Origin of the sequence: Actinoallomurus sp. NPDC052274, assembly GCF_040679475.1 — a bacterium.
Lineage (GTDB): Bacteria > Actinomycetota > Actinomycetes > Streptosporangiales > Streptosporangiaceae > Actinoallomurus > Actinoallomurus liliacearum.
In genome coordinates this window covers 1-20928 of the sequence record NZ_JBFAUT010000077.1, presented here as the reverse complement: position 1 = coordinate 20928, position 20928 = coordinate 1, and the positions used below count along the sequence as shown (strand labels likewise).

The 20928-nt window shown below is 70.1% G+C and carries 32 protein-coding genes; 17 read left to right on the top strand and 15 right to left on the bottom strand.

Annotated elements, in window-relative coordinates:
• The first annotated feature begins 26 nt into the window (after positions 1 to 26).
• Positions 27 to 338, top strand: a complete 312-nt coding sequence (locus tag AB0K82_RS39675) for a DUF2469 domain-containing protein (protein WP_345361267.1) — start codon at positions 27 to 29, stop codon at positions 336 to 338.
• A 150-nt stretch (positions 339 to 488) separates the two neighbouring features.
• Here the strand turns inward: AB0K82_RS39675 and dprA are convergent, their stop codons facing one another.
• Positions 489 to 1697 (bottom strand): DNA-processing protein DprA, encoded by a 1209-nt coding sequence (gene dprA, locus AB0K82_RS39670; RefSeq protein WP_364407371.1) that lies wholly within the window; start codon positions 1695 to 1697, stop codon positions 489 to 491.
• 36 nt (positions 1698 to 1733) lie between these two features.
• Positions 1734 to 3257 carry a YifB family Mg chelatase-like AAA ATPase gene (locus tag AB0K82_RS39665; RefSeq protein WP_364407368.1) on the bottom strand — a complete coding sequence of 508 codons (1524 nt, stop codon included), beginning with the start codon at positions 3255 to 3257 and terminating at the stop codon, positions 1734 to 1736.
• A gap of 86 nt (positions 3258 to 3343) precedes the next feature.
• Here AB0K82_RS39665 and AB0K82_RS39660 point away from each other — a divergent pair, with 86 nt between their 5' ends.
• The 11 genes from AB0K82_RS39660 (at position 3344) to AB0K82_RS39610 (ending at position 9253) form a co-directional block, all read left to right on the top strand.
• The gene (locus AB0K82_RS39660; protein ID WP_364407366.1) at positions 3344 to 3745 is read left to right on the top strand and encodes a hypothetical protein; all 402 of its coding nucleotides are present in this window, start codon (positions 3344 to 3346) and stop codon (positions 3743 to 3745) included.
• Positions 3742 to 4041, top strand: a complete 300-nt coding sequence (locus AB0K82_RS39655) for a sigma factor (protein WP_364407364.1) — start codon at positions 3742 to 3744, stop codon at positions 4039 to 4041. Before AB0K82_RS39660 ends, AB0K82_RS39655 begins: the two co-directional genes overlap by 4 nt.
• Positions 4038 to 4298, top strand: a complete 261-nt coding sequence (locus AB0K82_RS39650; RefSeq protein WP_364407362.1) for a hypothetical protein — start codon at positions 4038 to 4040, stop codon at positions 4296 to 4298. Before AB0K82_RS39655 ends, AB0K82_RS39650 begins: the two co-directional genes overlap by 4 nt.
• Positions 4295 to 4561 carry a hypothetical protein gene (locus AB0K82_RS39645; protein WP_364407359.1) on the top strand — a complete coding sequence of 89 codons (267 nt, stop codon included), beginning with the start codon at positions 4295 to 4297 and terminating at the stop codon, positions 4559 to 4561. Before AB0K82_RS39650 ends, AB0K82_RS39645 begins: the two co-directional genes overlap by 4 nt.
• Positions 4561 to 4722: a hypothetical protein gene (locus tag AB0K82_RS39640; protein ID WP_364407356.1), complete on the top strand. Its 162-nt coding sequence runs from the start codon at positions 4561 to 4563 to the stop codon at positions 4720 to 4722. The genes AB0K82_RS39645 and AB0K82_RS39640 overlap by 1 nt, the downstream gene beginning before the upstream one ends.
• A complete protein-coding gene (locus AB0K82_RS39635; RefSeq protein WP_364407353.1) occupies positions 4719 to 4919 on the top strand; it encodes a hypothetical protein in 201 nt (66 codons plus the stop codon). The genes AB0K82_RS39640 and AB0K82_RS39635 overlap by 4 nt, the downstream gene beginning before the upstream one ends.
• On the top strand, positions 4916 to 6163 hold the full coding sequence (locus AB0K82_RS39630; RefSeq protein ID WP_364407350.1) for a DUF2637 domain-containing protein: 1248 nt from the start codon (positions 4916 to 4918) through the stop codon (positions 6161 to 6163). Before AB0K82_RS39635 ends, AB0K82_RS39630 begins: the two co-directional genes overlap by 4 nt.
• 22 nt (positions 6164 to 6185) lie before the next feature.
• Complete coding sequence (locus AB0K82_RS39625; protein WP_364407347.1) at positions 6186 to 6395, top strand: hypothetical protein; 210 nt, start codon at positions 6186 to 6188, stop codon at positions 6393 to 6395.
• Positions 6396 to 6421: 26 nt separating this feature from the next.
• Complete coding sequence (locus AB0K82_RS39620; RefSeq protein WP_364407345.1) at positions 6422 to 6583, top strand: hypothetical protein; 162 nt, start codon at positions 6422 to 6424, stop codon at positions 6581 to 6583.
• A gap of 83 nt (positions 6584 to 6666) precedes the next feature.
• Positions 6667 to 8895 carry an FtsK/SpoIIIE domain-containing protein gene (locus AB0K82_RS39615; protein ID WP_364407342.1) on the top strand — a complete coding sequence of 743 codons (2229 nt, stop codon included), beginning with the start codon at positions 6667 to 6669 and terminating at the stop codon, positions 8893 to 8895.
• A 232-nt stretch (positions 8896 to 9127) separates the two neighbouring features.
• Complete coding sequence (locus AB0K82_RS39610) at positions 9128 to 9253, top strand: hypothetical protein (RefSeq protein ID WP_364407339.1); 126 nt, start codon at positions 9128 to 9130, stop codon at positions 9251 to 9253.
• Positions 9254 to 9416: 163 nt separating this feature from the next.
• Here the strand turns inward: AB0K82_RS39610 and AB0K82_RS39605 are convergent, their stop codons facing one another.
• Positions 9417 to 9677: a winged helix-turn-helix domain-containing protein gene (locus tag AB0K82_RS39605; protein ID WP_364407336.1), complete on the bottom strand. Its 261-nt coding sequence runs from the start codon at positions 9675 to 9677 to the stop codon at positions 9417 to 9419.
• An 87-nt stretch (positions 9678 to 9764) separates the two neighbouring features.
• Between AB0K82_RS39605 and AB0K82_RS39600 the strand changes: the two genes are divergently transcribed.
• Positions 9765 to 10034, top strand: coding sequence for a hypothetical protein (locus AB0K82_RS39600; protein WP_364407333.1), 270 nt, complete (start codon positions 9765 to 9767; stop codon positions 10032 to 10034).
• Positions 10031 to 10240: a hypothetical protein gene (locus AB0K82_RS39595; protein ID WP_364407330.1), complete on the top strand. Its 210-nt coding sequence runs from the start codon at positions 10031 to 10033 to the stop codon at positions 10238 to 10240. The genes AB0K82_RS39600 and AB0K82_RS39595 overlap by 4 nt, the downstream gene beginning before the upstream one ends.
• A 406-nt stretch (positions 10241 to 10646) precedes the next feature.
• Here AB0K82_RS39595 and AB0K82_RS39590 read toward each other — a convergent pair whose 3' ends face one another.
• From AB0K82_RS39590 to AB0K82_RS39540, 11 genes are all read right to left on the bottom strand, one after another.
• Positions 10647 to 10919: a hypothetical protein gene (locus tag AB0K82_RS39590; protein ID WP_364407327.1), complete on the bottom strand. Its 273-nt coding sequence runs from the start codon at positions 10917 to 10919 to the stop codon at positions 10647 to 10649.
• On the bottom strand, positions 10916 to 11290 hold the full coding sequence (locus AB0K82_RS39585; RefSeq protein ID WP_364407325.1) for a hypothetical protein: 375 nt from the start codon (positions 11288 to 11290) through the stop codon (positions 10916 to 10918). The genes AB0K82_RS39590 and AB0K82_RS39585 overlap by 4 nt, the downstream gene beginning before the upstream one ends.
• A 116-nt stretch (positions 11291 to 11406) precedes the next feature.
• Complete coding sequence (locus AB0K82_RS39580; protein WP_364407324.1) at positions 11407 to 11715, bottom strand: HNH endonuclease signature motif containing protein; 309 nt, start codon at positions 11713 to 11715, stop codon at positions 11407 to 11409.
• A 25-nt stretch (positions 11716 to 11740) separates the two neighbouring features.
• Positions 11741 to 11953 carry a hypothetical protein gene (locus AB0K82_RS39575; RefSeq protein WP_364407321.1) on the bottom strand — a complete coding sequence of 71 codons (213 nt, stop codon included), beginning with the start codon at positions 11951 to 11953 and terminating at the stop codon, positions 11741 to 11743.
• Between the two features lie 136 nt (positions 11954 to 12089).
• Entirely contained in the window at positions 12090 to 12320 is a 231-nt protein-coding gene (locus tag AB0K82_RS39570; protein WP_364407318.1) for a hypothetical protein, read from the bottom strand.
• Positions 12307 to 13017, bottom strand: coding sequence for a hypothetical protein (locus AB0K82_RS39565; protein ID WP_364407315.1), 711 nt, complete (start codon positions 13015 to 13017; stop codon positions 12307 to 12309). The genes AB0K82_RS39570 and AB0K82_RS39565 overlap by 14 nt, the downstream gene beginning before the upstream one ends.
• 196 nt (positions 13018 to 13213) lie before the next feature.
• Positions 13214 to 13573, bottom strand: coding sequence for a hypothetical protein (locus AB0K82_RS39560; RefSeq protein WP_364407312.1), 360 nt, complete (start codon positions 13571 to 13573; stop codon positions 13214 to 13216).
• Positions 13570 to 15243, bottom strand: a complete 1674-nt coding sequence (locus AB0K82_RS39555; RefSeq protein ID WP_364407310.1) for a YfjI family protein — start codon at positions 15241 to 15243, stop codon at positions 13570 to 13572. Before AB0K82_RS39555 ends, AB0K82_RS39560 begins: the two co-directional genes overlap by 4 nt.
• On the bottom strand, positions 15240 to 15686 hold the full coding sequence (locus AB0K82_RS39550) for a hypothetical protein (RefSeq protein WP_364407308.1): 447 nt from the start codon (positions 15684 to 15686) through the stop codon (positions 15240 to 15242). Before AB0K82_RS39550 ends, AB0K82_RS39555 begins: the two co-directional genes overlap by 4 nt.
• The gene (locus AB0K82_RS39545) at positions 15683 to 15880 is read right to left on the bottom strand and encodes a hypothetical protein (RefSeq protein WP_364407305.1); all 198 of its coding nucleotides are present in this window, start codon (positions 15878 to 15880) and stop codon (positions 15683 to 15685) included. Before AB0K82_RS39545 ends, AB0K82_RS39550 begins: the two co-directional genes overlap by 4 nt.
• Positions 15877 to 16116: a hypothetical protein gene (locus AB0K82_RS39540; RefSeq protein ID WP_364407302.1), complete on the bottom strand. Its 240-nt coding sequence runs from the start codon at positions 16114 to 16116 to the stop codon at positions 15877 to 15879. The genes AB0K82_RS39545 and AB0K82_RS39540 overlap by 4 nt, the downstream gene beginning before the upstream one ends.
• Before the next feature lie 59 nt (positions 16117 to 16175).
• Between AB0K82_RS39540 and AB0K82_RS39535 the strand changes: the two genes are divergently transcribed.
• A complete protein-coding gene (locus AB0K82_RS39535) occupies positions 16176 to 16850 on the top strand; it encodes a helix-turn-helix transcriptional regulator (protein ID WP_364407299.1) in 675 nt (224 codons plus the stop codon).
• Positions 16847 to 18409, top strand: a complete 1563-nt coding sequence (locus AB0K82_RS39530) for a recombinase family protein (protein ID WP_364407296.1) — start codon at positions 16847 to 16849, stop codon at positions 18407 to 18409. Before AB0K82_RS39535 ends, AB0K82_RS39530 begins: the two co-directional genes overlap by 4 nt.
• A gap of 72 nt (positions 18410 to 18481) precedes the next feature.
• Here the strand turns inward: AB0K82_RS39530 and AB0K82_RS39525 are convergent, their stop codons facing one another.
• Complete coding sequence (locus AB0K82_RS39525) at positions 18482 to 18838, bottom strand: YraN family protein (protein WP_364407293.1); 357 nt, start codon at positions 18836 to 18838, stop codon at positions 18482 to 18484.
• 207 nt (positions 18839 to 19045) lie between these two features.
• Between AB0K82_RS39525 and AB0K82_RS39520 the strand changes: the two genes are divergently transcribed.
• On the top strand, positions 19046 to 20365 hold the full coding sequence (locus AB0K82_RS39520; protein WP_364407290.1) for a tyrosine recombinase XerC: 1320 nt from the start codon (positions 19046 to 19048) through the stop codon (positions 20363 to 20365).
• Positions 20366 to 20928 lie beyond the last annotated feature (563 nt).

Here is a 20928-nt window from a genome sequence, read left to right as displayed (position 1 = left end):
CCGCGGTTCGGGGAGGGAACGCGAGTATGAGCGCAGAAGACCTCGAGAAGTACGAGACCGAGATGGAGCTCCAGCTCTACCGCGAATACCGCGATGTGGTCGGCCTCTTCACGTACGTCGTCGAGACCGAGCGGCGGTTCTATCTGACCAACACCGTCGATCTGCAGGTGCGCAGCACCGACAACGGCGAGACCTTCTTCGAAGTGACGATGCAGGACGCGTGGGTTTGGGACATGTACCGCCCGGCGCGCTTTGTGAAGAATGTTCGGGTTGTGACCTTCAAGGACGTGAACATCGAGGAACTGGCCAAGAGCGACCTGGAGCTGCCCAACAGCTGACGCGGCTCCGTGGGCGGGCGGCACCCGAGGGTCCGCCCGCCGCCGTGTGATCACCCACCTCGAGCCGCCGCGAACGGCCTCCGGGAGACGCGTCGGCCTCCGGGAACAGCGCGGGTCGGGGACCGGCCTTTCGTGACGGGGCGCCGGGGTTCAGCGGTCTGGGGGACGGCGGCGTAGCCTCCATCCCCTCGCGCACCGCTCGACGAACCCGGCGGCCGACAGGGCGCCCAGGCCGGCGAGCGCGGTGTCGAGATCGACGCCCGCGGACACCGCGATCCGCGCCGTACCCACCCCGCCGCGCGCGGGAATCGCCTCCAGGACGTCTCTGGTCACCGGGTCGAGCCGGTCGCGGTCGAGGACGGGGCCTCGTCGCTCGGGCGCGAGGTCGTCGCCGATGAGACCGACCAGGTCCAGAACCTCCGCCGTGTCGGTGACGCAGACGGCCTCGCCCCACTCCCGCAGCAGGACATGACAGCCGGCGGACGCCGCCGACGTCACCGGACCGGGCACGACCATGACGGCGCGGCGGAGGTCACGGGCGTGCCGGGCCGTGCTGATCGCTCCGCTCCGGCGCGCAGCCTCGACGACCACCGTGCCGCGGGTCAGCGCCGCGATCGTCCGGTTGCGCACCAGGAAGCGGCCGCGGGTCGGTGGCGCGCCGGGCGGCAGTTCGCTGACCAGCAGTCCATGGCGGGCGATCTCCGCGAACAGCCCGGCGTGGGAACTCGGATACGTCACGTCGAACCCGCAGGCGAACACGGCCACGGTCAGGCCGTCCGCCGCGAGCACCCCCCGATGCGCCGCCGCGTCGATGCCGTACGCGCCGCCGCTCACCACCGTCCATCCCCGATCGGCCAGCTCGGCGCCCATCTCGGCGGCGACGTTGATCCCGTAGGAGGTGGCGGCGCGGGCGCCCACGATCGCCACGGAGCGCAGACAGCCGAACCGGAGATCCTGATCGCCGCGCACCCACAGCGCGTACGGCCGGCGGTCACCGAGATCGTTGAGCTGGGACGGCCACTCCGCGTCTCCCGGGCACACCAGCCGACCCTGCAACGCCTCGCACGCGGCCAGGAGACGCTGCGGCTCGGCATCGGGCAACCGGGCCCGCCAGGCGGCGAACCGCCGGGCCACACCGTCCTTACCGAGCCCGGCCGGCCCGGCCGGACTGGTCGGGTCGCCGGGATCGGTCGGATCGCCGGGACCGGTCGGACCGGTGACCGGCGGCGAATCCGAGCGGATGACGTCCAGCGCGCCGATCGCGCCCTCCTTCGCGATGAGACGCCCTAACAGCTCGTCGCCGGGCTCCGCGATGCGGGTCAGGAGGGCGCGGGCGAGCCGTTCCTCCGCTGAGATCATCGTGCCTCCTCGGGGACCGATGTGAGTGCGGCGCTGTCAGGAGCGCCCTTGCCAGAGCCCGAACGCCTCACCGACCTGGCTCGCGGTCGGAGCGTCCTTTCCGGCCAGGTCGGCGAGGGTCCACGCGACCCGCACGACCCGGTCGAGGCCACGTGCGCTGAGCCGCCCGTCGGCCAACGGCCCGTCGAGCGCCGCGAGCGCCCGATTCGGTGGCGCGAACCGGCGCCGAAGCTCCCGGCCGGGAACGTCGGCGTTGGTGCGCCAGGGGAGGTCGGCCAGCCGCCGGCGGGCCCGATCGCGAGCGACCAGGACCCGCTCGGCGACCGTCGCGCTCGACTCGGCCAGTTGCAGGTCGTATCGCAGCTCCGCACGGCTCACCTCTTTCAAGTCGGACTTGAGGTCGATCCGGTCGAGCAACGGTCCCGACAGCCGGGCGAGATACCGCTCCCGTATCGTCGGCGGGCACTTGCAGTCGCGAGACTTGGCCGCCGCGCACGGGCAGCGATTCGCCGCCAGCAACAGCGTGAACCGCGCCGGAAAGCGGGCCGTCGCCCCGGACCGGGCGATGACCACCTCTCCCTCCTCCAGCGGCTGGCGTAAGGCGTCCAGCACCCCACCGGCGAATTCGGGGCTCTCATCGAGGAAGAGAACGCCTCGGTGCGCCAGCGACACCGCCCCTGGCTGGATCAGCCGGTTACTGCCTCCGCCGACCAGGGCGGCCCGGGACGCGGTGTGGTGCGGAGCGCAGAACGGCGGATGGGTGATCAGCGGCTGCCCGGCCGGGAGACCGCCCGCGACCGAGTGGATGGCCGTCACTTCCAGGGCGGCGTCGTGGTCGAGCTCCGGCAGCAGCGTGGGCAGGCGCTCGGCCAGCATGGTCTTCCCGCATCCCGGCGGACCGGTGAGCAGGAGATGATGGCCACCGGCGGCGCTGACCTCCAGCACCTTGCGCGCGTCGGCCTGGCCGCGTACGTCGGCCAGGTCCAGATCACCGCGTCGCGCCCGCGAACGCGCCGCCAGACCGTTCAGCCGCGACAGCGCCGCCTCCTCCTCGGGCGGGTCGTCCGCCTCCTCCGGCAGCGGCTGGTCACGGAGGCGGCACACCAGCGCCCGGAGCGAACGCACCCCGATGACCCGGACACCCGGAACGAGTGACGCCTCGGCGAGGTTCGCCCTCGGCACCACGACCGTGTCGGCGCCCGCCTCCGCCGCGGCGAGAACGGCGGGCAGCACCCCCGCCACGGGACGGACCCGGCCGTCGAGCCCCAGCTCGCCGATCATCACCATGTCCGCGCACGCCTCGGCGGGGAACGCGTTCTCTGCGCCCAGCAGCGCCACGGCGATGGCGACGTCGAAACCGCTGCCCCGCTTCGGCATGCTCGCGGGGAAGAGACTGACCGTGACGTGCCGGTTGGGCCACTGCTCACCGCTGTTGAGGATCGCCGCCCGGGCGCGGCTACGCGCCTCGTTCAGCGCGGCGTCGGGCAGGCCCACGAGGTGCAGGCCCGGAACGCCGCTGGTGATGGCCGCCTCGACGTCCGTCAGTGGTCGTAAAGCCACAACGGACTAGCCGCCAAAAGAGGCGGCCCGGACACGGTGATCTCACCCACCGGCCGGGCCTAGATCAGGAATCGAGGTCCTGACCCATGGAAAGAATCCCATGCCGCATCTCTTGGTGCGACGCGACCCACCAGAACGACAAGCCGAACCGCGCGAACCACCGGAAGGTTCTCCTCGACTCCGAGACCGTGCGCGTGGTCGCCCGGTGGACGGAGCGCCTCGACGGCCGCCCGTCGATGGGGCCGATCATCTCCGTCCGCTCCCCGCACGTCCCCGACGCGTTCGGCCTCGACCTCTCCCCGAAGGAGGCCGTCGAACTCTGCGACCTGCTCTGCGCGCTGTGGGAGAACAGCGGCGTCCTCGGGTTCGCGTCGACCCTCGCGGCCGGCGCCGCGGTCCTTGCCCCGCACGACGCTTACAGCGCCGACGAGCCGCTGTACGTCGCCGACGACGCCTCGGAGCGCATCGAGGGGGGCGAGGACCGATGACGATCCTCGACGAGCGCGGCGTCACCGACCTGTACGCCGAACAGTCCGAGCGGATCCGGCGGATCATCGCCGCACAGCTCAAGCCCGCTGACAAGCACGTCGCCGACGACCTCGCCCAGGAGGTCTGGCTCGGCTTCTGGCGGACGCAGGTTCGCGGCACGGACGTCACGTGCCCCGCGGCCCTGCTCGCCACGATGGCCCGCCGGCGGGTGGTCGACCACTACCGCCTCGCCCGCGTCCGTCGCGAGGTCGCGACCGAGGACATGGCGGTTTACGCGGACGGGGGCGCGCGATGACCGGCCCGGAGCGCCCGGAGCGCCCGGAGTGGGCGGAGTACGTCAACAACGCCCTCATGGAAGCCGTCGCATGGGGCACCGGCGGCGAGGACCGTCTCACGGCTGCGGAGGCCGATCTGCTGATCGCGATCAGCTTCCGTGTCCGTCACCGTCTCGGCGAGACGGCGCTCAACGGGTTCTCCCTCGCCCCGCTCGCCGAGGTCACGCTCAAGCGCGGCATCGACGAGATCAACGCCGAGACGGAGGAGAGCCGATGACCGGCCGGGAACTGCCCGACTGGGCGAAGAAGGTCAGCGCCGCCCTGACCGCCGCAGAGGTGGCCGGCCGCGGCGAACTGGACCAGGTCGAGAGTGACCTGTTCGACCTGCTGTCCATGCGGCTGCGGCACCGCCTCGGCGACCTGCGGCCCGACACCGACACGGAGAAGCGGCTCGGGTTGACGTGGGCCGCCACCATCGCGCACATCGGCCGGCGGGTCTCCGATGCCCTCCAGGCCGAAGCCGACCAGGGAGACAAGTGATGAACGCACTCGACCGGGCCGTGGCGGACGCGTTGGGCGCCCTCGAGGGGCTGCTGACGCTGCCGACCGACGAGGCGCTCCGCCAGCTCCGCTACGGCATCGAGGTCACCGACCGGATCGGCGCCCGTCTGGGCGTCAACGGGAAGCGGGGTGCGCTGTGAGCACGTCACAGCTCATCCAGCAGTCCGGCGCCGTGGCCGTCACGTGCGTGCTGCTGCTGACCCTCGTCGTCGTGGTCCTGCGGCTGCTGGCGCTGCCGCTGGTCCTGGCCGCGATGGTCCTCGACAAGGGCGCCGAGTTCGCCGCCCGCCCCCTCACGATCTCGACGACTTCCCCGGATTGGAGGTATCGCCGATGAGTTGGGACGTCCGCTCCGAGCGGATCACCGCCCGCGCTCAGGCCGCCAAGGATCAGGCCGAAGCCGAAGCGATCCGCGCCCAGGCCGCCGCCGCCCGCGCCCAGGCCGACGACGAGCGCGCTGCCCGCGCCGAGCAGCGGAAGACCGAACGGCGGACCGAACGCAGGAAGCGTTGGGCCGACCAGCGCGCGGCCGTCGCCGGCCGGATCCGCCGCTACGCCGTACCGGTCGCTGCGATCGGCTCACCGGAGGTCATCGCCTGGGCCGGGCAGTACGGCTTCGGCTCCGAGAAGATGCACCTCGGCGTCCTGGCGCCGCTGCTGCCGGTCGCCCTCGAGGGCGGTGTCCTGTACTCCGCGACGCTGGCGCTCGAAGCCGTCGACGCCGGGAAGCCCGCCGGCAAGTACCGGGCCGCGACGTGGGTACAGGCCGCCATTGCCGCGGCACTGAACTACTGGCACGGCTCGAAGGACGGCGCCGACGTCGGCGTGGCGCTGGCGCTTACCTCGCTGCTCGGCATCGTGATGCTTGAGCTGACGATCGCCCTGCGTCGTCACAAGGCGAGCGGCCGAAGCTCAGCCGAGATCCGTACCGGGCTGGTGCGCCGGATCCGGTACCCGCGGCTGTCGATGGCCGCGGCTTCGATCGCCGCAGCGCGCGGCCTCGACGTCGAGGCGGCATGGCGGGCGGCGTGGGTCGACCGGTACGGCATCGGCCCGGACTCGACTCGACGCGACCGGCAAACCGCCCGCGTGATCCTCGCCCGGCAACAGCGCGCCGACCGTAAGGCCGCCAAGGCGGGTCACCTCGCCATCGTCGACGGCGCGATCGTTCGGCCGGCGCCCGAGCCGACCGAAGCCGAGCGGCAAGCCGAAGCGTTCGCGGTCCTGTTCGGACTCGACCTGTCTGACGAGGCGCTCGCCGACTGGCTCAATGACCCCCCGGACGACGCGGTCACATCGGCCACCGAACCCCCGGACACCGGCGGTCCGCAAGGCGGCTCGAGCGCGGCGAAGCGACCGGGTCAAATCTCTGGCGACCAGGGCGAACGCGAGACGCCCGGCGACGGCGACCGGGCCAAGGCCGCCGATGTGCGCCGTGCCCGCGGCGAGCAGACCCGCGCCCGGATCGCCGACTACATCGCCAAGCACCCGAAGGCCACCGTCGAGCAGATCGCCAAGGCGCTCGACATGAGCACCGCGACCGTCAAGCGCCACCGCCGAGCGATCCAGTCCGGCGAGTAACCACCGAAGGAAGGAAACCGAGATGGGTCTCTTCTCGAACTCGAAGAAGGACGTCCGCCCCGAACAGATGGCCCGGATCCAGAAGTCCCGGAAGGACCACGAGGCCGCGATGGCCAAGGGCGACGAGGCCGCGATCAAGCGGGCGATGTCCGTAAGCGACCGGGTCTGGAAGAACTCCACGGCCGCCGAGCAGCAGGAGTCGATCAAGTCTTCGCGGAAGCGCTGGTTCTGACCCACCGACCAGGAAGGGAAATCGAGATGGCCCGGAAGAACACCGACCACAGCAAGTGCCGCAACTCCAACCGGTCGATCGAGGCCGCGCAGCGCGACGGCGTCTGCCCGACGTGCGACGGCCGCGGCGAGCTGGTCAGCAACTTCGGCGGCGAGCACCGGCACGTGCCGTGCCCCGACTGCCGGTAGTCACCCGATAAGCGCGGGCGGCGGCCCTCGTCTCGCCAGACACGCCGCCGCCCGCTCCCAGCCAAAGGACTGGTGATCCAAGGATGACGGTTAACCCGCATGATGGCGACTTCCGCGCGGAGGTCGTTCCGCTCCGCCCGGAGGAGCGCCGAGAGCACTACCGGGAGCAGGACGCCCCCGAGCGGGAGCACCGCTCCCCGGCGATCCTCGACGACGGCGGCGAGGTCCTCGACGCGGTCATCGTCGAGGAGACGCCGGCCGTTCCCGTCGACTCCCCGAACGTCGTCGGGGAGCGCGGCGGATGGCTCGAGGAGCGGCGCGCCTACCTCGACACGGCGCCGGCGGTTGTTCCGCCGTGGCTGCGGGACAAGACCGAGTTCGCCGAGAACGCCAAGCTCACCGCGCGCTACTACGGGCACAAGGCCGGGTTCCACGCCGCCCGCACTCCGGTGTACGCCCTCCGCTTGTGGACGCGGGCGCCGCGCGGCACGGTCCGGCTCACCTACCGGTGGTGGCTCTGGATCACGGACGCCGAAGCCCGCCCCGTGATGGCTAAGGCCGCTGCTCAGGCCGATCCGGGCGCGTGGATGGCGTTGACGTCGATGCAGACCAAGCGCACCGGTCCGCGGCGGCGTCAGTCCATCGTCGTGGCCGTGCCCGCCGCGGTGCTCGTCACGCTCGCCGCGGTGCTGCTGCCTGTCTGGGCGCTCGCCGCCGCGGCGGCCGGCGTCGCCTCCCTGCTCGGGTTCGCTGGCCGCGACCCGGACAAGCCCATCGTGTCCCGGTACGTCTCGATCCAGATCATGCGGCCGTTGTCCTCACCGGAGGTCGAGTCCGCCCTCGAGGCGATCGGTGTGAAGGGCCGCGTCGACTGGCCGGAGCCGATCCAGACGGACGGGCCGGGATGGCGCGCCGAGGTCGACCTACCGGGCGGCACGACGGCCGATGCGGTGCTGGAGAAGCGCAAAGAGCTCGCCGGGGCGATGCGGCGTCCGCTCGCCACGGTGTGGCCGGCCACCGACACCGATGCGCACCCGGCGCGGCTCGTGTTGTGGGTCGCCAAGCAGGACCCGTCCAAGATGCCGCGCCGACTGTGGCCGCTGCTCAAGTCCGGACAGTGCTCGCTGTTCGACCCGATCCCGTTCGGCTTCGACCCGCGCGGGCGGCTCGTCGACCTGCCGCTGATGTACGCGAACATGCTCATGGGCGGCGTTCCGGGGTCCGGGAAGACGTCGGCCGTCATGGCGATCGCTGCGGCCGGCGCCCTCGACGTCACGTGCGAGGAGTGGATCTACGAACTCAAGGGTTCCGGTGACCTCGAGGGCCTCCGCCGGATCTGCCACCGGTACGTGTCCGGTGATGATGACGAGCACTGCGAGGCGGCCCTCGACGGGCTCAAGGCGCTCGAGAAGGAGCTCAAGCGCCGGAAGGCGGTCATCGCCGATCTGCCCGTCGAGGACGTCCCGAACGGCCGCAAGACGTACCCGCACCTCGCCAAGCGCCGTCACCTGCGGCTGCACCCGCTGCTCGCCATCTTCGACGAGGCCCACACGCTGTTCGAGCACGAGGAGTACGGCAAGGAGGCCGGGGAGATCGCCGCCCGGCTGATCAGGAAGGCCCGCGCCTACGGCATCATCCTCGTGTTCACGACGCAGCGGCCGGACGCCAAGAGCATTCCGAAGGGCGTCAGCGATAACGCGATGCTGCGGTTCTGCCTGGCGGTGGCCGCCCAGCCGGCCAATGACATCGTGCTGGGTACCTCGATGTACAAGCGCGGCGTGCGCGCCACGATCTTCGACCCGAGCAAGGAGCAGGGCACCGGGTGGCTTGCCCGCTCGGCGCTGAACACCGAGATCGTGCGGGCGGCGTTCATCACCCAAGACGAGTCACACGCCATCGGCCAGCGCGCCTACGCCCTGCGCAAGGCCGCGGGCACGCTCACCGGCGAGGCCGCGGGCGAGACGATCGAGCGGGTCGACGACTCGACGCTCGTCGACCACCTGCGGGCGATCTGGCCGGCCGGGGAAGACACGATGCACAGCCACCGGCTCGTCGAGGCGCTCGCCGCGTACAAGCCGGAGCTCTACGGCTCGTGGGTGGCCACCGACCGGCCCGTCGAGGCGATGAGCGAGGACGAACTCCGGGAGCTGCGTTCGCACCGCTCGACTTTCCTGTCCAACGCCCTGCGGCCGTTCGGCGTGAGGACCCGCCAGATCAACAAGCGCGGCGACGGAGGGGGCGGCAAGGGGCTGCGGTACGAGGATCTCCCGGAGCGCCGCGGCGGCGTCGACGACGATCCGAGCGAGGAGTGAGCGGGTTCACCACCCCCGAAACCGGTTTCGGGGGTGGTATCGCCGAAACCCCGCCTCGACCTGGACGGTTACGGGTTTCGCCCCCACAGCGCAGACGCCGGAAACAGCCCCTCACGGGGCGTCCGAGAGCCCCGCCGGCCGGGTCCGAACCCAAGCGGGCCCCGGTGGTGTAGCAGCACCGACCGGAGCCCTGAGCCCAACCAGATGCAGCCTGGAAGGACCTACGCCGATCATGTCAGAGAAGACGAACGAAGACCCCGCGCGGGGCACCGGCAGGAGCCACGCGGGCAACGCGACGACCGCGGGTATGTGGGGTGGCCACCCGGCGCCCGACCCGCGCAGCAAGGACAAGAAGTGAGGCCGGCCGCGGCGGTCGGCTCCGACTACGTGTGCCCGCTCTGCCGCGTCGACTTCAAGACGTACAGCGCATTCATCGCCCACCACTGCACCGGCTGACGTAGCCGAACGCGAGGACGCCCCCGTACCGGACCGACCGGGCGGGGGCGTCCTGGCGTCTGTGGTCAGTCGGTGGCGTCGTCCTGGTGCTCGGCGACGAACGAGCCCTTGCCCTTGACGGTGATGATCAGGCCCTCAGCCCGGAGTGTCTCGACGCTCTTCCGGATGGTGCCGCGAGCAAGCCCGGTCGCCTGTTCGAGATCCGTCTCGCTCGGCATACGCCGGCCCGGCTCGATCTCGCCGGACTCGATCCGAGCGCGCAGCGCATCGACGAGTTGCCGGTACACCGGCACCGCCGAATCAGGATCGATCTTGATCTCGCGCATGATCCCGAAGCTAGGTGACCAGGTACGGCCGTACATAGATACGCTCGTGCATAGACGAGCATGTACAAGAGGATTACCGTCTGTGGCATGACCGTTAGCGACGAGACGAAACAGCTCGGTGATCTCCAGGCGAAATGGGGCCGGTCATGGCGTATCTGGCGCGGCCGGCGAACCTCCGACATCGACGACGAGCGCACCGGCGCGTGGATCGCCTCGCGTATCAACCCGACGGCCGGTCCCGACCCCACCGTCATGCGGGACACGCCCAGCGACCTCAACGAGGCGCTGCACATGCAGCTCATGCTGATCGACCAGGGGCGCAAGCCACTCACGGTCTCCGAGATGGGCCCGGAGTGAGCGGCACCGACCGGCCCGGTCCTCCGGAGTCGACACGCGGCGAGGAGTACGACCAGGCGCTCACCGGCCTCCGTGAAGTGCTCGAGCAGCCGACCGCCGGCCATCTACGCCGCGGCGCCGAACTCGCCGAACTCGACCGTCTCATCAGCCGCTACCTCGACGAGACCAAGCAGATCCTCAACGAGATGGACGGCAACGACAAGTAAGAACTCCGCGCGGCCGGACTGACGCCCCCAGCGAGGACGGCCGCGCGGGCCGGACGGGGCGGGCAGCGAGTCGGCGAGGACGCGGCTGCCCGCCCCTTTTCCGTGAGTTTCGCGAGGCGCCAACGCGCACGCGCGTCATCTCACGCACTGGTACACCCAGTGCCCATCACGGCCACACGTACCCGCGTCGTGGTACAGCCTCGCCGCGCTCAACCACGCATCGCCGGCCGTCATCCGCAAATCAGCGAGCGGAGGCGGCGACGGCATCCCCAATTCGCCCGCCAGCTCGACGAGACGCGCATACGACGCGGACGTGTGGACCGCGCCGACCATCGCCCCGGCGCCGGCGAGAACGAACGCGTCGCAGGCTTCCTCAAGCAGCGAGACCCGATCGCCCGCCCCATGCCTACGCCGCATCGTCGCCATCCTCGCGATACCGCCACTGCGGCCGGTCGACCACCACCGGACGCGGCACCAGCCGATGCATCTCCGCAGGCGTCATCCCATGCTGCTCCGCCCACTCGTTACACGCGGCCCGGTAGCGGCGGAACGCCGCATACGTCGGATGCGCGTACCGGGCCTGCTCCTCCGGCGACACCTCGTCCTTCCAGTCCGGGTAGCTGAACCGCCACAGCCGCTCAGGAGGAAGATCCGGGTCGACCGGGCGCCGGCGCTTCACGACACCACCCGGAAGCCATACGGACGCCGAGACGCGCCCCGACGCTGCGGACGATCCATGTCGTCGTCCTGCAGACCAGACGGCAGCCGCAGAGAGGCCAGCAGCCGCGACAGCAGAATGGACTGCTGCCGAGATTCCACCAGCAGCGGATGCGCGACCTCATCCCCGCGGGCGTTCCGGAGCGTAAGCGGCGCGTTCTCCAGCTCGGCAGCCATCGAATCGAGCCGATCCGCACACCGAACGGCCTGAACCAACAGCAATTCCTCGTGCGTATCGAGATCCAGATCGAGATCCTTCACGATGCTGTTCCACAGCTTCCGACCGGCTCGACCTGCGCCTTTAGGCGGCGGCGGTGGCTTGCGATCATCCACTCAGATCACCTTCCTTGGGATCGTTTCAGGGTCCAGACAGGGACAGGCGCTAAACGGATCCGGGGCCGCTGGGAAAAACGATCTTGGGTCGCTCCCCAGGGTCATCACGCAGTCACTCACAGCAATCCTGGATGCTGCTCGGGTGGCCGCTGCCGCTTGGGGCGCTTGGCTTGCGCGGCGCGTCCGCCCTGCTGCCCGGTGCGGGATCGGTGATGGTGCTGGCAGAGCGCGCGGAGGTTCCACAGCTCGTGGTTGGTGTTGCCGTTGATGTGGTCGACCTCCAAGCGGTCTGTGCTGCCGCAGATCGTGCCGTCGTAGCTGATCGGCCATTGGCAGACCTGGTCACGGGCAAGGACGGCCTCTCGCCTGGCGTGCCAGTCGACTGGCCTTGGTGCGGCGCGCCATTGGCCGGCGCCTTCTCGCATGTCTCGCGGATCGTCCTGGATTCGCCTAGGCACTGTGGGTCTCCTCTGCTAGCTGGGCCTGCTGCAGCCGCTCGAATGCCGCACGGTCGACGCCGTGCCCGTGGCCCCATTGGTCTTGTGCCTGCCGCCACTTCTCGCGTGCCCGCAGCGTCGGGTATCGGCAGGAGTCCTCGACGAGCGGCATCCATCGGGCCTCGTGGTAGATGAGCAGGTGATCAGGGATCGTCGGTTCGGTCACGTGTGGTCCTTCGTGTGAGTGGGACGGCCGGCCTGCCACGGTCGGCCGGCCGTCCCGTTCCGTGGCCGCGACGCATGAGCGGGAAAGGAGGAACCGCTCACGCGTCCGCCCGATCTCGGGTTACCAGCCCGAGCGGTCAGGCTGCTGGTGGTAGCTCAGGGCCGCCGCGGTGGACGGAGTGGCGGGCCCACTGCTGGAACTGCTCGGCGACGCTGGGCGGCTCGTAGTCCGCGGGCTGCTCGTCGGCCTGGTCCTCGATGCCGAGCTCGGTAGCGGCCTTGCTCAGCGCGCGGGCCATGGCGGAGTCCTGGGCGGCTTCCTCGCGGCGCCGGATCCAGGCCCGGATCGGGTCGTCAGTAGTTCCCACGAATCCACCCTTCCGGGTCGCTGACGAGCTGCTCGGGCGGCTTGTGGTCGAGGCCGAGCCAGTCGGCGCCACGGCCACCGGTGCGGCGGCAGGCACGCTCGACGGCCGTGCGGATGAGCCATCCGACGTGACCGTCACTGCCGATCCGGCGGTCACCGACGAACACCTGATCTCCATGGCCCATCGCCGCGGGCTGCCATCCGAGGTGGGCGTGTTCGGCAGACAGCTCCCGGTACGGCATCCGTCCCTTGGCGTTCGGCCGGTTCTTCGCGAGCGGCTCGTACTGCGGCACGCCCTCACCGCGCATGGCCGCGGTCCATCGGGCGATGTTGCGGTACCGGTTGGTGTCCGCGGCGAGCAGCACGGCCACGGCTTCCTCGATCTGCCGAACGGCGGTGATGGCGGCTTCCGGGTCGCCGGCGTTGGCGCGGATGTCCTCGGCGAGGGCGTCGAGACGGACCAGGCGGGCGGCACGCCGCGCGGATTCGTAGGCGAGTTCGGCGGCTTCGGTGGCGAGGCGGGCGTGGTCGAGGGCGTGGCCGGCGTCGGCGAGGTCCTCGGCGGTCACGGCCTGGTCGCCGTCGAGGATGCGGCGCCGTAGTTCGTCGTTGTGGTTCCGGGCGTCGGCTTCGGCCTGCCGGGCGGTGTCGAGTTGCTGCCGCGCTTCGGCGATCGGGTCGGTTGCGGTCTTGGTCATGCGGTCTGTCCTTCCGTGTGAGGGGTTGAGGTGGTGGCCGGCCGGGCCGGGCTTGCCCTCGACCGGTCGACGACGCATTGCGCGTGCCACCACCGGCCGTTGACGAGGGCGATCAGAGTTCCTCGGATGAGCGTCATCCGGCAGGACGGACAGACGCCGCCGCAGCGTCTGGCTTTCATGACACGGGCCGCGCGGATCACGTCGCCTCCCGCTTGGTGATCCTGATCAGCAGCGTGAAGCCCGGATTCCACGGGGAACGGCCAGACAGGTTCACGTCGAGCCCCAGCTCGCTCATGTCTGTGATGAGATCGGCGAGGTCCTCGCCGGCCGCGCTGTACGGCTCACCGGTCAGCACGTGCCTGCCGGTCTCGTCGAGCCAGATGCGGGCGTGGTCGAGGAGCCGGTAGTGCCGCTGGCAGACGCATAGCTCGGTGCCGTTGTGGGCGATGCAGCGCTTCCCGGCGACGACGCGCGGACAGACGACGGCGCCGGACGGGCGGAGCCCGAACATGTCGTGTGCCCGACGTTCCTGTTCCTCTGCGGCCGTCGCGGTCACTTGTCCTCCTTAGGCGGGTCGTAAATCCATGGGTGAACCTCGTATCGCGGGGATGCCTTACGACCACGGCGGCCGGGCGTCTCAGGCGCCGGCTGCAGTGCAATCCACCCGTAGTCCTCCAGTTCGGCAAGAGCGGCGCTCATGTCGTCCATCGAGGCGGCCCACTTGCGGCCCTTGAGTGCCTGCCACGCGTCCCGCGCGGTGAACTCCGTCTCTGGCTTCTTACGCGCGCGTAGCCACGCGAGGAGGTCGCGGAGAGGCTTGGTGCGGCCGGTGTGGTCGGCGCCCATGAGGTCGAAGACGGCGCGGGCGTGGGCGATGAAGTAGGGCGCCATGGCCAGCACATCGGCCATGCGCTCACCCGTGATGGTGCGTCCGCCCTGCGGGTCGTCGTACAGGGAGAGGCACGCGGCGATGCGGATGAGCTGCCCGCGGAACTTGCCCGCCCAATCGGCGATGTCATGGAGGTCACCGCCGGGCTTACGGCGCTTGGCGAACTCGTTGTAGTACGCGCTGAACAGTTCGCGGGCCTCCTCCGAGAGGACGACCCGGAACCTTCCTTCCATGGGCGGGTAGAGCTCACAGAGCATGTCCCGGATGTGCCGGTCGTACTCGTTGAAGACGTCGAGCGGAATCGACGGCGCATCGAACGTGTCAGATTCGCTCGGCGGCGGCAGGCAGTACAGGAAGCGTCCGAGGAGGCCGTTCTCCCGGAACTCCGGGTTCTTCTTCTCGATCCCGGTGAGAATGCCGGGCTGCATGATCAGCCCGATGGCCAGGAACGTCCACGGCATGTGGAGGTTCGTTCCGCCGGATCGGTCGATCGTGTAGGGACCGCCGCTGTACGCCTCCAAGAGGAGGTCAGTGTTCGCCTTGCCGTTGTTGCCGTACAGGCCGGCGGCGACCTTGAGCAATCCGCCCTCGGAAGCGAGCAGCCCGATACGGCCGCCCTGGGTCGCCATCACTTTCGACAGCGCCTCAAGCGTGGCATCCCGGATTAGCAGCCGGGGGAGGGCGGGCACGTCGCCCAGCTTGAGGAGGCGCATCCGCGCGGCTTCCGCCTCGGCGCGGGCGTTGCCGGGCTTGTCTCCGGCGGCCTTCTGCTCCGCTTTCGCCATCTCCGCCTGAGTGATGCGGATCTCTTGGGCTTTGGCCTCGATCTCTGGGCGCTTGGCCTCGATCAGTGTCGTCTCGCACTCTCGGAGCGGCTGTGCTGCGAGGTTGAGCGCGGGCGTCTTCTTCTCAGACGAATCCGCCAGGGCCGCCAGGTAGAGAGCAAGCGTCTCCGTCCATCCGGGCTTGACCTCGACGTACACATGTCCGCCCGTACAGATGGACAGGACGGCGAGGCACGCGAACGCGAGCAGATCGGGGGGCACCTGGAGGGACGTGGCGCCGTGTTTCACGAACTCGCCGAGCTTGCCGAGACGCTCGACCGGGAACGGCGGCAACGGCGGGGCGTCGACCGGAATCGGGTCTTCCCACTCCTCGATCGGCGTCCCAGAAATCCCAGAATCAGCGTTCGGCGCTTCCTCAGTGGCGACCGCGCGAATTCTGGGATTTGTGGGATGCGAAACCGGGTGCGCGGGGGTCGGCCCGCCCTCGCACCGGCAGGCGGTCGGATGCATATCGCATCGCCGGCAGTAGTAGGGGTCCGATGCGGCGGTCACTTCGCCTCCCACGAGACGGGGCCGCCCTGGTGGTCGCCGGGGCGCGGGTCGCCGAAGCGCTCACGGCCGTCCGGGCCCCAGCGGAGCGCCTCGAGTTCGGCGTGGCTGCGCATCCTGGTGATGCTGCTCATGTGCGTCCGGAAGCGTTCTTCGTCGGCGAGGATCTCCGCTTCGAGCTGCCGCCGGCCGACCTCGATACCGGACTCGAAGCCGAGTCGATATGTCTGCTCGAACGCTGCCTTGTCGGCCGCAGCCCGGTTGCCGATGTCCTCGACGAGCTGCTGAGCGAGGCGGATGAGCTGCTCGTCGACGAGCCCACGCGCTACGCTGTTCGTGGTGTTGTTGGCGCTGGTGGAAGTATCAGCGTTGGGGCGGCCGTCCGGGGCGAACGGGCGGCCGTTCTGCTTCTCACCGGGCGGCGCGCCGGACGTCATCGAGGTCACGCAGCCTCGCCCCCGACCTTCACGGCGCGGGCCTGGGCGCGTTGCGCGCGAACCATTTCGACGAGTTCGGCGATGGTGTGCCCGCCGGGTGTGTGCGCGGCGCGGGCGACCTCCTCAACGGGAAGCGCATCGATCTCGGCGCACGCGTCCGTCAAGAGCTGCGCCGCTTCCGTGATGGCCTGGTCGCGAGTCATGCGGCCTTCCCGACCCTCAGCCACGTCATGACCTCGGCTTTCTTGTAGCGCACGAGTCTCGGACCGAACTTGCGCGGACGAGGGCCGATGCCCATACGCGCCCAGCGCTTAGCCGTGGCCACGGATGCCGGGCCAACGCCGGAAGCACGGGCGAGCTCTACGAATTCGAGGCGCGTGATCCACTCGTCGAGTGACTGTGTCCTCAGATGACAACTGGTGACCGTCTGATCATCCATGAGCACAAGGGTGCATGAGGGCTTGCGCGGTGTCAACTCTCGCCTTATTGTCATCTCACGTGACAACCGACGGATGGGCTAGCCAGTTGATCAGCGTTGCGGCGAGTGAGATCAAGAGGCATCGAGGCCGGCGAGGGCTGAGCGCACAGCAGGTCGCGGATGCGTGTAGCGAGTACGGCGTCTCGATGAAGCGGAGTGTCATCGCAAACCTGGAGAGCGGCCGGCGCCCCACGCTCAGCGTGATCGAGCTGGTGGTCCTGGCCAAGATCCTGCGGGTAGCCCCGATACAGCTATTGCTTCCAATAGGGCACGCGGAAGAGGTCGAAATCCTGCCTGGCCAGGTCATGAGCACGTGGGACGCGGCGAAGTGGTTCGCCGGAGATCAACCGCTGCCCCATGTCGACGCAGAGGGCAATCGTCTCCCGATAGACCCCGAGGATCTAGCCGCCTGGAACAGTGGAGCGCCGCCGGTTCCTTACTTTCGCCGTCTTGATCAACTGATAACGGCGCGCGAAGTCGCGTTGTCCGACGCTGCAGCCGCTCACCGCTCCGCCAGGGCGGCACTCTCTGAGGAGCAGCGCGACATCATGAAGATCCGAGCGGAGTCTGAGGAACGACGAGTCCGCGAGATCGAGCGCGAGATCCAACGCGGGCGGAAGCACCTACGGCAGCAGGGCCTAGTACCGCCCAAGTTGCCGCCGGAACTAGCTCATCTCGATGAGGGAGAGCGATGACCGCCGCGCGCCTCCACGCCGTTCCCGACGAGCCGCCGCGCGTCGTCGGCTACGTCCGCGTCTCTACCGCCCGCGAGGAGATGATCTCCCCTGAGTTGCAGCGTGCAGCAATTGAGGACTACTGCCGGCGCCGCGGCTACATCCTCGACGAGATCATCGAGGACCTCGACGCGACGGGGCGGAACTTCACCCGTAAGGGCGTACAGAAGGCCATCGAGCGGGTAGAGAATGCCGGTATCGCGGTGGTGGTCGTCTGGAAATTCAGTCGGTTCGGTCGTGACCGTCTCGGCTGGGCAACGAACCTTGACCGCGTCGAGTCCGCCGGCGGGCGACTGGAGTCCGCGACCGAGGACGTCGACACCTCGACGTCAACCGGCCGTTTCAGTCGGGGCATGTTCGCGGAGATCGCTGCGTGGGAGTCCGAGCGCATCGGCGACGGCTGGAAAGAGGCGCATCAGAACCGCCTGCAGAACGGCTTGCCGCACACGGGCCGGCCGCGGTTCGGGTACGACTACCACCGGGCAACGAACGCGTCTGTGGCGTGCCCGCAGGGCTGTGGCCGGGGGGAGTGCGAGACCGGCTACCGGATGAATCCGGAGACCGGCGCGGCCGTCGAGGAGATGTACGCCCGGTTCCTCCGCGGAGAGTCGTACCTGAAAATCGCGGTGTGGTTGAACTCCCGTGCGCTCTACACGACGGGCGGTAAGCCCTGGACGGATCGGGTCGTTCGCCGGTTCCTCGACACGGGTTTCCCCGCCGGCTTCCTCCGCGTCCATGACAAGGCGTGCCGATGCAAGACTCCGCAGACCTGCGACCGGAACACCTTCTATCCCGGTGCGCAGGAGCCGATCATCAACGCGAAGACCTGGGAGGCGTACCGGCGGGACCGTAAGCGCCGTGCGAACCTCCCGCCGCGGGTCAACACTCCTACCTATGCGACTAGCGGCCTGGTGAAGTGCGGACGGTGTGGCAGCGGGATGACCGCGCACACCATCACACACCACAAGGTCAAGAAGCCGGGCTACATGCTCCAGTGCGGCAAGTACCACCGTTCCCGCGAATGCGAGGGGGCATGGATCGCCCGCCCGCGGCTCGAGGCGATGATCCTCGGGTGGGTCAAAAAGGTCGCTGCGGCAGATGTGACCGCTAAGGCCGCGCTGATGACCGCGCGGTCAGCGGCGAGGACCACGGCAGCCGCCGAGCGGAAGCGACTCCTGCGGGAAGCTCAGGGACTCGCTAAGGCCCTGACGAACCTCACGATGGACCGCGCGAAAGGACTCGTGCCAGAGACGGCCTACGCCGACGCCCGAGACGAGCTGTTGCAGCAGCAGCAGACCGTAAACGACGCCCTCGACCGCCTCGCCGACGAGCGCGACCAGCTCACCGATCCGCCCGTACCCGTTGCCCGCGACCTGATGAAGCGGTGGCCCACTCTTCCGCCGGCCGTTCGCCGCGACCTGCTTGCCAAGCTGATCAAGCAGGTGACGGTGATCAGCCACGGCAACGGCGTGGCCGACGTCAAGCTGATCACTACATGGGGCGAGGTGGTATCCCTTTAGAACCTTCGACGTCGACGAGTGCCCCGTCGACGCCCAGCAGCGCGACTGCGCGAGTTCGGGCCAGTGCCATCGTCAGCACACTCCTTTCAGATGGTCGACGGTGAAGCGGCCGGGCCCGTCGGCGAGCAGGCCGATGACGTCGATGCGGGCGGTGGCGTGGCCGACGCCGTGAGCGGCCAGCCAGCGGATCGCGAGGCGCCGTAATCGCGCGGCCTTGGCCGGAGTCACCGCCTCGACAGGCGTGCCGAACGCGGCGCTGGAGCGGGTCTTGACCTCGCACACCACCAACTCGGTGCCGTCGCGGGCCACGATGTCCAACTCGCCTTCGCCGCAACGCCAGTTGCGGTCGAGGATCTGCCAGCCGAGGCGGGTCAGGTGGTCGGCTGCGGCCTGCTCACCCTGCCGCCCGAGCGTGTCCTTCGCGAGCATGTGCTCACCTCCGATGTCGACGGTGCCGGAACGCCCACCGTCCGTGTCGACCGAACTCCGTTCTGTGGATAAGCCGTCGGACGGTGCGGGCGCTTGCCTCACCGTTCCGAGTCGCGCAGGGTGTCCTCCGTACGGTGGGCCGTGCCGCCGGCGTCCGCGCCCGGCGGGATCGCGGTTCCGGCAGCGACGGGTCGCCGAGGGAGCGCCATGGAAGCGGACCAGGAGACCAGCGTGCGGCTCGACGGCGAGCCCGGACCCGAGGCGCCCGGAGCGGGGACGAGTGAGAAGTGCGCCGCGAGGATTCCTACGACGCGCGACGATGAGGCCGGAGCCGAGCGCGCCAGAACCTCCGGTGAGCGGAGCGGCGCAGATTTCGTCGGTGACGCCGCCACGGAGATCACTGAAGGCATCGGCGCGGGTCCTGCCGGGGACGCCGGTGCGGAGGTCGCTCAACGGACCGCCGCGGTGCCGGTCGGGGAAGTGGCTGTGGAGGTCGCCGAAGAGATCGGCGCGGAGGGCCGGCGGATACTCGGCACGGAGGGCGGCGAAGCGTTCGGCGCGGTGCTCGCCGAGTTCGAGCGGCACCTGCGGACCGAACGCGGGCTGTCCGGCCACACCGTGCGCGCCTACCTGGGCGACATAGCCGATCTTCTCGCGCACGCCGGACGGATGGGGCTCGGGGACCTGGCCGGCCTCGACGTCCGGATGTTGCGGGCCTGGCTGGCCGCGCAGCATGCGCTCGGCAGGTCACGGGCGACGCTCGCCCGCCGGACGGCCTCGGCGCGGGTGTTCACGGCGTACGCCCACCGCCGGGGCCTGCTGCCGACCGATCCCGGCCCGTTGCTCGGCACGCCGAAGCAGGGGAGGAGCCTGCCACGAGTGCTGCGCCAGGATGAGGCCACCGCCCTGCTCGACCGGAGATCGGCTCCCCGAACGGGCGATGATGAGGGGACCGGTCCCGGAGCGGACCGGGAGAGTGCCATCGATGACGCTCCTGGAGCGGGCGCGGACGGTCCCTCAGCCGCCCTCGCCCTCCGCGATCAGGCCGTGTTCGAACTGCTGTACGGCTCGGGCATCCGGATCGGGGAGCTGTGCGGCCTGGACGTCGATGACGTCGACAGCGCCCGCCGTACGATCCGGGTGATCGGTAAGGGCGACAAGGAGCGGACGGTGCCGATGAGCGCGCCCGCCGCCCGAGCGGTGGAGGCATGGCTGGCGCGGGGCCGCCCCGGCCTCGTACGCGGACACAGCGGCCCGGCGCTGTTCCTCGGCAGCCGCGGGGGCCGGGTGCACCCCACGGTCGTCCGTCGTGCCCTGCATGACCGGCTCGCGGAACTGGGCCTGCCGGACATGGGCCCGCACGGCCTTCGCCACAGCGCGGCCACCCATCTCCTGGAAGGCGGCGCGGATCTGCGAAGCGTCCAGGAGATCCTCGGACACTCCTCCTTGGCGACCACGCAGGTGTACACCCACGTCTCGGCGGAGCGGCTGAGGGCCGCCTACCGGCAGGCTCATCCGAGAGCGTGACGCGCACCTCCCGCCGCCGCCCTCGAGGAGTGTCGGCGCCACCCGAGGCCACCTAAGCCCGGCGGCTGTGATTTCTTCGCTCTTCTCGCGTCGAGCCCCTTGAGCGCGCTGTGATGTGGGTGGGGACCCGATGGCCGTGGCGGTGAGTGCGGGTGGGGACCCGATTCCTCAGGCGGCGGGCGCGCAAGCCGAAGAGGGAGAGCCCCGCTGCCGCCGCGACGGCGATGGGATCGACGGACCCGCCGATGCCGGTCGTGGCGCTGACCTGCCGCGTCGCCGGTGCCGTGCCGTCTGAAGCCGTCCTCGTGAACGGATCGTCCGGAACGGTGCCGACCGGAGCCGTCGCCGATTCCGTGCTGCCCGGTGGGGTGCCGCCCGTTGCCGCGTCGTCCGGGGCTGGGTCGTCCGGGGCCGTCGCCGTAGGTGGGTCGTCCGGGGTCGTCGCCGCAGGCGGGTGGTCCGGCCGCGTGGTGGTGGGGCGGGCGGGGGGGGGGCGGGGCGGGGGGGGGTGGGGGGGGCGGGGGGGGTGGGGTGGGGGGGGGGGGTGGTGGGGCCCGGCCGCG